This is a genomic window from Paenibacillus sp. EKM301P, assembly GCF_011800295.1.
In the GTDB taxonomy this organism is placed as follows: Bacteria; Bacillota; Bacilli; order Paenibacillales; family Paenibacillaceae; genus Paenibacillus; species Paenibacillus polymyxa.
Window position 1 is genome coordinate 522,102 of sequence record NZ_JAALFM010000001.1, and the last position, 12,484, is coordinate 534,585.

General features: G+C 47.9%; 1 protein-coding gene (running past one end of the window). It reads right to left on the minus strand.

Annotated elements, in window-relative coordinates; translation table 11 throughout:
- Positions 1 to 12,484, minus strand: partial view of an SDR family NAD(P)-dependent oxidoreductase gene (locus HFD99_RS02470; RefSeq protein WP_167440796.1) — the 3' portion only. It continues 7,256 nt past the right edge of the window; the window shows 12,484 of its 19,740 coding nt (coding positions 7,257-19,740); its start codon lies off the right edge, out of view; the stop codon is at positions 1 to 3.

Genomic DNA, 12,484 nt, shown 5'->3' on the forward strand with positions numbered 1-12,484 from the left:
TTACGAGTGTAATTGCTTGAACAACTGATCGGCCTGCTCAACATTTAATTCACCTTGCAGCACCTTCTGGATCAACGCTTGCATGGGCTGCGTAGAAGTTGACTCTACAGGTACTTGGTTTGAGGCTCCCGCCGATTTGCTTAATTCCTTTGCTAAATATTTGGAAAATTCTTTGATGTTAGGATAGTCATATACTCTGGTTGCTGAAATAGCCGTTCCAAACCGTTTATTCACGTCCTGTACCCACTCTACGCCTATAATAGAATCCAGTCCCATATCGATAAATTTATCGTCTCGGCCAATATCCTTTTCATCCATACTCAAGGATTTAGCGAGACTTTTAATTAGTTCCTTCTCCAATGCATCCACCCGTACAGCCGTAGGTCCGTTAGCAGGTCGCTTGGCCTCATCCCTGACAGCGGGCTGCGGTGTAGAATTGATAGGTTTAGGCTGCGGGGGAGCAGGCTTCAATTCTGCAGGCTTAGCTGCCTTTTTGGGTGCGTCGGCTACCTTCTCGATATCAGAGACTGAGCGCAGCAAAATACCCTGCGGCTTTTCAGGTACCTTTGCCAATGTCTGTACCTGCACATTAGCGTTGACAGTAGGAGGGCTGAAAACAACGGGCTCTTGCTTTTGTGCTGGAATATCAACTACAGGGAGCTCCGTCTTGACTTCCTTGGACTGGCTTCCAAACGTAGAGATCCAATAGCTTTCCTTGGCAAATGGATAGGTTGGCAGACTCATCCGACGAGGTCTAACCTTTCCGTAAAGCCTGTTCCAATCAAATAGTAATCCCTGAACCCACAGCTCTGCCAGCTTTGAATACTTGCTCTTGCTTATCCAGATATCCACCAATTGTTCCATGTCCTCGTCTGCTTCAAGAACCATCAGAATATCTTTATTTTTCTTTGCCTGACCCGAATAGAGTCCGTCGATATCCTCGTTCCCCGCTAGGAAGCTCTCCAGCTTTCCTTCAAGCTCCGTCGTAGACTTAGCTATGACTGCTAACCGTTCCTCCATAGCTTCCCGTCCCACCTGAAGGGTAAATGCTATATCCTCCAAACTGGCATCCGCGTATTCCGGCGCTCTGAGTGCAGAAAGCAATCTTTGCACCTGCTCGTACAATCGCTCCTGATTTTTGGCTGACAGCACGACTATGGCCGAGTTTTGCAATATCATAGGAGCTTGTCTAGTCTCCTGTACCTCAGGGATGTATTCCTCAATAAGCACATGTGCGTTGGAGCCTCCAGCACCGAAAGAAGAAATACCTGCAATTCTTGGGTACTCAACGGTCTTCCCATTTATCGTGGCGACCGGTCTTTTCCAATCTTCAAGCTCCTGCTGAACTATAAAAGGGCTATTGCTAAAGTCGATGTTCGGGTTGAGTGTGCTTGAATGCAGCGAAGGTGCGATCTGTCCGTATTTGAGCTGCAGGAGCACCTTAGTCACTCCTGCAATCCCTGCTGCACTCTCGCAATGCCCTATATTGGATTTTGCCGAACCAATGGCGCAGAACTGGGTGTCTTCCGTGTATTCCTGGAAAACCTTTTGCAATCCAGCGATTTCAATGGGATCACCTAAAGATGTCCCGGTGCCGTGTGCTTCAATGTAACTGATTGTTCTGGGGTTTATACCAGCTTTCTTAAAGACCCTTCCAATTACACTAGCCTGCGCCTTAGGATTTGGAACTGAAAAGCCATTGGTCTTCCCGCCGTGATTCACAGCGGTTCCCTTGATGACCCCGTATATGTGATCGCCGTCTGCTATTGCTTTGGTCAGCGGTTTGAGCAACACGGCCCCTACGCCTTCACCCGGCACATACCCATCTCCGCCTTCTCCGAAGCTTTCGCATCGTCCCTTGCTTGATACGAATCTTCCCTGCCCAAGCATCAGGTATTTGTTCGGATGAATGGAGACATTGACACCGCCAGCAACGGCAAGCTCACACTCGTCTTGCTGTAAGCTCTGGCAGGCAAGATGTATGGTCGTCAATGAGGATGAGCACATCGTATCCACAGCCATGCTTGGTCCGTGGAAATTACAGAAATAAGAAACACGGTTTGCAATGGAGGCCGGATTCCCCGGAACGGCAATCATTTTGCCTCTAGCCTGCTCCTGCGCCCCGTAAAGCTGATATTCTTCGTACATAACGCCGACAAAAACGCCTACATTCCTTTCCAGTCCAAGCCCTTCCCGTGTATAACCTGCATCCTCGATCGTTTCATAGACGCATTTCAGAAACAAGCGCTCCTGTGGATCGATGATTTCTGCTTCCCTAGGAGAAATGTTGAAAAACTTCGGATCAAATTGATCCACGCCTTTGATAAAGCCTCCCCACTTGCTGTAAGCTTTTCCAGACTTGTTCCCTTCCTCGTCAAAGTATATGCTGTGATCCCAGCGCTCTTTGGGAATTTCCGTAATGCAGTCCTTTCCATTACGCAGATTGTTCCAGAATTCCTCAACATTCTCGGCCTCAGGATACATGCCTGACAAGCCGATAATAGCAATATCCCCCGTACCACCTGCTGCTTCCGGCTGCGGTTGGAGTTTTTTCTGATCCAGCAATTTTGCCTGAGCCGGCATTTCACGAGCTTGTCTTCGGCTGCTGGAAAGCGGCCTTTCCGGGTTCTCTTTCACAGTGGAAGACGTAAACGCTTGGACGGCGTTGACCTCTTCCTCCATTCCAAGCAGTTGAATCAGCTGCTTCTGGTGAACTTCAAGAAAATATTGGGTCAGCTCCCGGATACTCTGGTATTCAAAAAACAACGTTTTGGGTAATGTGCCGAATGTTTTCTCCAATTCACGTGTCAGCTGTCTGATCATAATGGAATCAATTCCATACTTCTCCATAGGGGCATCGGCTTCAATCTGCCTTGCTGGCAGTCTGATGGATGTTGCGAGCAATTGCTTTAAATAATTTGCAGCTTTTTCGACAAGCAGGTCTTGACCGATTCCCGACTCCTTTCTGCTCTCCATGATCATAGAGGAGGCATCTTCAACCTGATTCAGGGATGGCTGCTGCAGGAGCGTTTCTCTGAGCTGGCTGGCATGCCCTTCCAATACCATGACTTGATCTTTTCCAGAAGCCAGACTCTGGTACAAAGCCCGCATTCCTGTGTCGGTCCCCATAGCGAACATCCCCATTTCCTCCATGATTTGTTCCGTTTCACTATCAATACGCATTCCGCCTTCCTTCCATAGCGGCCAGTTGATTGAAAGCGTCTGCCCATAACGTTGCTTCTGTTCTACAAGTGTATTGCGATATCTGGCATAGGCATCCATAAAGGCATTGGCAGCAGCATAGTCAGCCTGTCCTATATTCCCAAGACTGCCTGCAACAGATGAAAATAGAATGAAAAAGTCCAGCGGAATATCCTTGCAGGCCTGATCCAGATTCGTTAACCCTGTAACCTTTGGCGCCAATACTTTCTGCAATTCCTCTTCTGTTTTTTTAATCATAAAATTATCGCTGGTTACTCCTGCACCGTGAATAATTCCGTCCAGTTTCCCAAACTCTTCCCGAATATCCCGAACCAAATCCTCAACCGCTCTGTTATCGTCGACATCGGCCTGCCGAAATACGACTCTTGCTCCTAGAGCCTCTATTTCCTCAATCCTTGCTTTGATGTGACCACGGAGCATAGATCGTCCGACGAGAATTAACGCGACATCTTTAGCCTGTCGTGCCATTTCTTCAGCCAGAATCAAACCGAGGCTGCCGGTTCCGCCAGTAATCAAATAAACCCCTTTGTCCTTCCAAGGAATACGGTTCACTTCCTGCGAGGATTTGATTTCCGTCCATGCGGCAGCATATTGTCTGCCCCACTGGTAGCGGATATGTGTACTCATGAAGTTGCGGCTATTTTCTTGCAGGATATTTATAATACCTGCTGCATCTTCCTCCATATCCACTTCGATCAGTTGGCCCACTAGTGTGGGATTCTCAAGCTGCGCTGTTTGCAAGAGTCCGTAAAGTCCGGAGAATACCTGTCTGTAATCCTGTACCGGAATGATAAGCTGAACCAATGTTTTGTGTTTGGATTGGGTTTTAAGCACCTGTTGAATTTGCTCAAACACCTGTGCTGCATAAGTTCTAAAGCGTGCATCCATGCTTCCCTCGTCGGATTGCAGGATAAGACAATGCACCCCGTTCATCTGTGATTCAATCATTTCCCCGGAAATATGAGCTGGTTCACATAAAATGACCAAATGCTGCCGATATTCAGGTGCTGTTCCTCCCGGGACAAGGGCTTGTTCCTCCCATACAGGCTCAAGCATCAAAGTCTCAGGTATCGTCCATTCATCTGATCCCCCTGTTCCTCCTTCTGCAATTCGTGATGAGAAGCCCTTCATGCTTACACAAACATTCCCCTGCATGTCGCACAAATCAATATCCAGTTTTTGCACTGGACCATCCTGTCTGCTACCTTCACGATTACGGACCCAAGCCCACATCTCTGATGTGCATCCACTAAACACCTCAAGCTCTTCCACAGCAAACGGTAAAGCCGGCTTTATTAAAACTTTACCGTCAGACATGGCAGCGCCGTATGTGTCCATCATCAGGCCTATGGACGCCTGCAAAGCGGAATCCATCAAGCTAGGATGCATCACAAACTGTCCCATGGTCTGGTAAACAGAGGTAGGCAAGGACAATTTGACAAGTACCTGGTCCACGCCAGTGTAGATCTTTTCAATTGCTTGATGCCCTGGCCCATAGGAAACCTGCATGGCTGCAAACGCCTCATAACACTGCTGGGATGAATAGGTACCCAGATTGCACTGCTCCAGCAGAGCTTCAATATCTATGGCAGGAATCTCAGCCAACGGAGCAATTGCTGCGCTGCCTTCACTATGCACAACTAACTCTGTATCCACTGATTCAGACTTGCTGTAGATTTCATAGGCAATTTCTCCGCCGTCTTGCGGGTAGAGCCCGATATTTATAGCAATCGGCCGCTCCCCAGCTACCACAGGCCGGAGCCATAATACATCTTTTAAACGAACACAAATCCGACTTTCTTCCGAAGATGTAGCGACTTGCTCTACTGCCGCTCGCGCCATTTCAAGGTAGGCCACTCCAGGCAAAAGCTTCTGTCCCTTGATCACATGGTCAGCGAGGAAAAATTCTCTTCCCGTAAATGTGGAGCTGAACTGAAGTCCATAAATATCGGACGTATTTCGCTGAAGCAAAGGATGAATGATGGCTGACTTCTCCTGCTTTGGCCCAATATCGTTTGCTCCACTCAGGTTATTGGTATCGGTTACGCAATATCGTTCTTTGGCAAAAGGATAGGTAGGCAGGCTGATACGGTTTGGCTTATGCTTTTCGTACAGCACGTCCCAGTCAAAAAATGCGCCTTTTACCCAAAGATGTGCGATTTGGGCGTAGTCGCTTTCACTAGCCAGCGACTCAATCGTCTCGGCCGCGCCCGCTCTTGTTTCCTGTTCTCTATAGCGTTTTGCCTGCCCTACATATAAGCTAGGGATGCCTTCTCGCCCTTCAACAAATCCCTTTAGCTTCTCCTCTAACTCAGAGAGAGACACCGCAGTGAAGGCCAAACGTTCTTCCATCGCTTCGCGCCCCATCTGCAGGGTATATGCTATATCTCCCAGACTGCCGTCTGTGAACTGGCGCTCCCGGATTGCAGACAACAATTGCCGTGCCTGATCTTGCAGCTGTCCTTCAGTCTTGGCTGACAGTACAACAATAGCCGGCTTTTGGGCACTGAAGGTAACTGGATCTTTCTCCTGATTTTCCGGAACATATTCCTCGATGATCAAATGAGCATTGACGCCGCCGAATCCAAAAGAGCTGACACCTGCTCTCCGAGGAATATTGTGCCCAGAAGCATCTTGCTGCTGCTTCCATTCACTCGTCTCCTGGACGATATAGAAAGGACTGTCTTCAAGTTTGATATAGGGATTAATGGCATGGCAATGAAGGCTTTTAACAAGCTTTTTATGCTTCAACTGAAGCAGAACTTTGATGACACCAGCGATTCCGGCAGCCAGCTCCAGATGTCCAACATTGGTCTTCACCGAACCTAGGCCACAATGGGGCTCTTTGATCCCGGGTCCCTTTGTACTCTCATATAGCTCTTTAAAGGCTGCTTTCAGTCCGTTGATTTCAATAGGATCACCCAACTCGGTGCCTGTCCCATGGGCCTCAATGTAAGAGACTGTTCTTGGGTCGATACCAGCCTTTGTATATGCATTTACCAGTAAATCCGCCTGTGCCCTCGGATTAGGTGCTGTCAGGGAATTAGCCCGGCCACCATGATTGACAGCTGTGCCTCGGATTACGCCGTAAATATGGTCTCCAGCCTTTTCTGCGTCCTTCAGCTTTTTCAGGAAAACCATGCCTGCCCCTTCACCACGCACATAACCGTTGGCTTGATCAGAGAAGGTTTTGCACCGGCCATCCTCACACAGCATCCCTGCTTTATTGAAACTGATATGAAGCTCAGGTGTGATAATCACATTGACACCACCTGCAATGGCCATTTCGCAGCTTCCATCTTCTATAGCCTTTACGGCCCGGTGAATGGCCACCAGCGAACTGGAGCAGGCAGTTTCGACAGGCTCGCTCGGACCATGAATATTAAGGAAATAGCTCATACGATTGGGTCCTACCGACGGCGCCATTCCGCTAGAGGAATACGCCTCCACACCCACATCTCCCTGATAGATCATTCCGCTGTAGCCGCTGTTTGCGGTTCCTGCAAAGATACCTGTATGGGTTCCAGATAACCCTGCTGCCGGAATCCCAGCATCTTCAATTGCCTTCCAAATATAAGTCATCAACAAACGCTGCTGCGGGTCCATGAGTGCAGCTTCCCTCGGTGAAATTCCAAAAAATAAAGGGTCAAACTCATAGATCCCGTCAATAAACCCGCCCCACTTGATGTTTGTTTTATTGGTCTCTTCCGCAGGGTCACCGTAATACGCCTTCCAATCCCAGCGATCTTCAGGTATTTCAGTGATACAATCCCTGCCTTCCTCAAGATTTTTCCAAAACTCATCTACATCCCGGGCCATGGGAAAGACACCGCTTATGCCTACAATTGCAATAGGTTCAGAACCAGCCTGGGTCTGTTGCGGCATAGCTAGCACATTCTCGTTTGCAAATCGGGAACGCTGGCTTCTACTGCGGATGCTGTCTTCCCTATCATCCTCTTCATTCTGCACGGCAGGCTCAGTCCGGGTCTGGACGACAAACTGCTCACCAAGCAAGGTGGCATATTCCTCCACTAAATACCTGCAGAAGTCATGAAGTGTAGTGTATTCAAAGAATACGGCAGGAGTCAGCTCAAGCCGATACAAGTGATTGATGTTGTTGGCAAATTGCGTGAGCAAGATCGAATCGAAGCCATACTCACTCAGTTCTACATAGGCATCAATATCTTCAAGCTTGACTTTCAGCAATTTCGATACCGCCTGCATCATGGCGATCTGCACCTTGTCCAGCAGGTCCGGCGCGGCATTCCCGTCAGTCGTGGAAATGGCTGAAATACTTGCTGAAGCACCCGCCGCCTTTTCAAGCTGTCTGGTTTCGGGAATCTCTAAGCCTATTGTTCTTTTCATTTTCTCGAGATTGCCTTCCAGCACCATAACCTGATTAGCATCCGTAAGCATGGCACGGTACAAAGCCTGAATACCAGAAGAAGTTGAAATACTGCCCATACCTGTGTGCTGCTTTACCAGCTTCTCTGTCTCCTCATCAATATGCATCCCGCCTTCTTTCCATAGTGGCCAATTGATGGATAGCGTTTGCCCCTGGCGTTGCTGTGATCCTGTCAATGTGCTCCGGTATCTGGCATAAGCATCCATAAACGCATTAGCGGTAGAATAGTCTGCCTGTCCCTGATTGCCCAGCCCTCCGGCAACCGACGAAAACATAATGAAGAAGTCAAGAGGCAGGTGCTTGCTCGCCTGATCCAAGTTCACTACTCCTAAAACTTTAGGAGCGAGAACCTCCAGCATTTCCTCGCTATTTTTTTGGAGTATGCGGTTGTCACGAATTACTCCTGCACTGTGAATGATGCCATTCAGGCTTCCGAATTCTGCCTCAATTCCCCGAATTAAATCAGCCACCACCTGCTCCCGGGTCACATCGGCCTGCTTATATGCTATTCGTGCTCCTAATGACTCCAATTTCTTTATCTCTGCCCGCTTGCCCTCATCCAGTGCTGAACGCCCCGTTAAAATCAACACGACATTATGAACTTTATTCGCTATCTCTTTGGCAAAAATAAGTCCCAAGCCACCGGCACCACCGGTAATGAGATATACTCCGTTCTCCTTCCACGGCATGTCCGCCGTTTCCGGAGAAAATGGAATCTCGTTCCAGCTGAAAATCCACCGTTTACCTTTCCCATACCGGATCTGGATGTCTCCAGGACTCCAGCTGTTTTCTTTTAAAATATCTATGATTGTATTCGGGGCCTTATCCTGTTCAAGTTCTATCAACTGCCCCACCAGTTTTGGATGTTCTATTCTGGAGGTTTTTAAAAGACCTGAGAGCCCTGATACAAGCTGCTGCTCCTCCTGGTCGTTAGTAACAATCTGGATTAACACCTTGCCATGGTTTTTTTCTCTAAAAATTCTTTGTATTAGCTCAAGTATCTGAACGGCGTAATACTGAAACTGTTCCCCGATTCCGTTTTGATCAGGTTGCAATATTATGCACTTTGCGCCGCTTATTTGAGCTTCTACTTGTTCACGAGAAATCTGGGACGGCTGGCAAAGGATCACGACATGGCGATCATATACAGGTAAATCGCCCTCTATGCTAACTCCCTGCTCTTTCCACACGGGTTCAAGCATCAAGGTACCAGAATTGGACTGCGCGTCTGTGGGAATAGAGTCTATATCCAGAATTCTTGATGAATAACCCTTTATCCTCACGCAGATCTCTCCGGTTTCGTCGCTCAGGTCAATATCTAGTTTCTGTGCCTTATCTCCTGCTGTACCATCTGCACTGTATCGAATCAGCGCCCACATGGTGGAGCTGCAATGTTTTATAATTTCAACTTCCTGAATGGCATACGGCAGAGCAGGCTTAATCTCGCGAGAGCCCAGCGTCAAGCCTATGGATGCCTGGAAAGCTGAATCAATCATGCTTGGATGCAGGACAAATTGACCGTGATTGTCAGAGACTGAGGAGGGCAAGGATAGCTTCGCCAGCACTTGACCCTCTCCGGCATATACCATCTCAATCCCCTGATGCCCAGGACCATAATCAATCCCCAGCTCTCTGAAAAGGTTATACAATGCTGCCGGATGGAAGCTTCTGCTGCATGTATCCTGCAAATCTTTAATATTCAATGCAGGAGCCCCCACCCCTGATCTCCGAACCGCATTGCCGTAGCTATATACCATAAGCTCTGTATCATCGGCTCCGTTATTTCCATAAATCTCATATGAAATTTCTTGATCTTCATTCTGGAAAAGCCCGATATGCAGCTGTATTGGGCCATCCTCTATCGCAATAGGCCGTGCCCAAACCACGTTTTTAAGGCACATTCCGACCAGGTCACCCTCATCCGTGCCTAGTGACTGCTCCACTGCCGCCCGGGCCATTTCAAGGGATGCGGCCCCAGACAGCACCTTGCGCCCATTCACCACATGATCCTTCAGGAAAAACTCCTGGCCTGTAAAGCTAGAACTGAATCGCTGCTCCGAAAAATCGGAGGTGTTTTGGTGCAGCAAAGGATGAATCGTTGCAGCCATGACAGAAGTTGTACCTTTGCCAACCTTACTGTCTAGCTCGGGCGCCCAGCACCGTTCTTTTGCAAAAGGATAGGTAGGCAGACTCATCCGGCGAGGCTTGATGTTCCCATACAGCTTGTTCCAGTCCATCGTTAGCCCCTGTACCCACAGCTCTGCAATTTTCCCCAATTTTCTCTTCTTGATCCAGGTTTCAAGCAAGGATTTGGCATCTTCATCTGCCTCAAAGAGCACGATCCCGTCCTTGCCCTTTTTCACCTGAGCCGTCAGGACTCCAGCTGGCCGTTGGTGATGAACCAAGCCATCCAGCGCTTGTAGTAGATTCTCTTTTGAATCTGCCACAAAAGCCAGACGGTGGTTCATCGGCTCACGGCTTACTTGCAGCGTATACCCCATATCTGTCAAGTTAAGGTTGGGCTGAGTGGCAATAAAGTTTCTCATGTTTTCGGCATAAGTTACTAGTTGCTGCTCATTTTTGGCAGACAAGACGAAAAGAACGGGACTATGTGACTCGTCGTCTGCTGGTGAAATTGCAGCCTCTGGACGATATTCTTCAATAATAAGATGGGCATTGGTACCGCTAAAACCAAAAGAGCTCACAGCGGCCCGCCTTTTGTTACCTTGAGAAGGTTGCCAGTCCTTCAATTGTGTATTTACATAAAATGGAGAATCATCGAAATCAAAATGTTCATTCGGGTTCTTGAAATTCAGTGTCGGTACCAGTTTCTTATGCTTCATGCATAACAGCACCTTTTGCATGCTTGCTACGCCTGCTGCTGCCGAAGTATGCCCGATATTACTCTTTACCGAGCCTATGGCACAGAACTTCTTCTGATCTGTTTTTTCTTTGAAAGCTGTGCATAAAGCCTCCAATTCAATAGGATCGCCCAGCTTGGTGCCTGTCCCATGCATTTCAACATAGCTAATACTTTCGGGTTCAATCTGATACTTATTGTATATCTCCTGCTCAAGCTCTATTTGGCTGTTCGTGCTTGGAGCGGTAATCCCGTTGGTTTTTCCATCCTGATTAATCCCAGTTCCGATAATAACCCCATAGATGTGATCCCGGTCAGCTTCCGCATCCTTTAGCCGCTTCAGAACCAGCACCCCTGCTCCTTCGCCTGGAACAAAGCCGTTGGCACTATTGTCAAATGTCTTACACTGACCATCTGGTGACAACATTCCGGATGCAGACATACCTATATAGGATTCAGGAGTCAGGTATAAGGACACACCGCCGACCAGCGCCATTTCAATCTCTTTATTTGATAAAGCCTGGCAAGCAAGGTGAGTTGCCACCAGCGATGAGGAGCATGCCGTATCTACGGATATGGCGGGTCCTTTCAAATTAAGGAAATAGGAAATACGAGCCGCTGCAATAGCGTTGCTGTTCCCGGTAGTATTGCTGAACTGTGCTTCATTTTTGTAGCGCATCATACTGTACTCATTATTTAAAATGCCAAGATAAACACCGCATTTTTTATTTCCCAACTGTGAGCCGCTATAACCTGCATCCTCAAAGGCTTTATAGGCTTCCTGCAAAAAGATGCGCTGCTGCGGGTCCATCCCTTCCGCCTCGGTAGGAGATATATTAAAAAATAACGGATCAAAATATTCTATATCCTTCAAGGCACCCAGCCACTTGCAATTTACTTTCCCCTCTTGTGCCGGACGCGGATCATACAACGGGTCTACGTCCCAGCGGTTCTTCGGGATTTCAACAATGGAGTTTTGACCTTGAGCGAGATTTTTCCAATATTGCTGTACATCTTCGGCACCAGGATATCTTCCCGAAATCCCAACAATTGCAATTGCATCTTGATTTTCCGAAGTTGCTGGCACTGATTCCTCTTCTGCTTTTACCCGACGCAATGGCACCGTTTCCTCCTTAGGGAGCTGCGCTGGAGAGCATTGGATCGTGTCTGGTCGCGGTAAATGGACTTCTGCTATAGGTTTGACCGTGTCCGAGACTGTGTTCAAGGGCTGCTGAATGAAGCTTTTCTTGCCCCCGTGCTTATTGATTTCTTGTGCCAAAAACTCGGTAAATTGCAGAATAGTCGGATAGTCGTAGACCTTGGTAGCTGCAATGGATGTGCCGTAGCGCTTATTCAAATTTCGAATCCATTCTACGCCTATAATCGAATCCAAACCGATGTCTATAAAGTTTCTATCTGCCTCAATCTCGCTTTGCTCCATGTACAAGGCTTCAGCTAGGCTTGCCGTCAGTTCTTTCCGTAATTGCTCTGTAGAGACACCAGACGGAATCGTGCCGAATTGCGGCTGCTTTTCAGGCGATATCGGCATTAAATTAATCTGAAGTGAGGCCTCTGTCTGCTTATCCGTTTCCAATGATACGAGCGGCGGTAAATGCTTTGCAGGCGCCTGATCCAGAATAGACGCAGCAGAAGACGGCATGATTAATTGGGCTACACGATTGCCCAATTCCTTTTCTAAAAATTTGCTAAACTCCCGTATGGTTGGATAATCGTAGACTTTTGTCGCTGTTATGGATGTGTCGTAATGTTTATTAATGTTTCGAATCCACTCTACGCCTATAATGGAATCCAATCCAAGATCAACAAAGTTTTTATCCTCATCGATCTCGTCCCGATCTATATATAAAGCTTGCGCCAGACTTGTTGTCAGCTCCTCCTGCAATATTTCTGACGATATGGATAGGGCAGAACTAGCAGGCACCTGCTCTTCCGTCTCGTTGTCATTATCTGACGTGTGCATTACCCCTTCCGGGGAA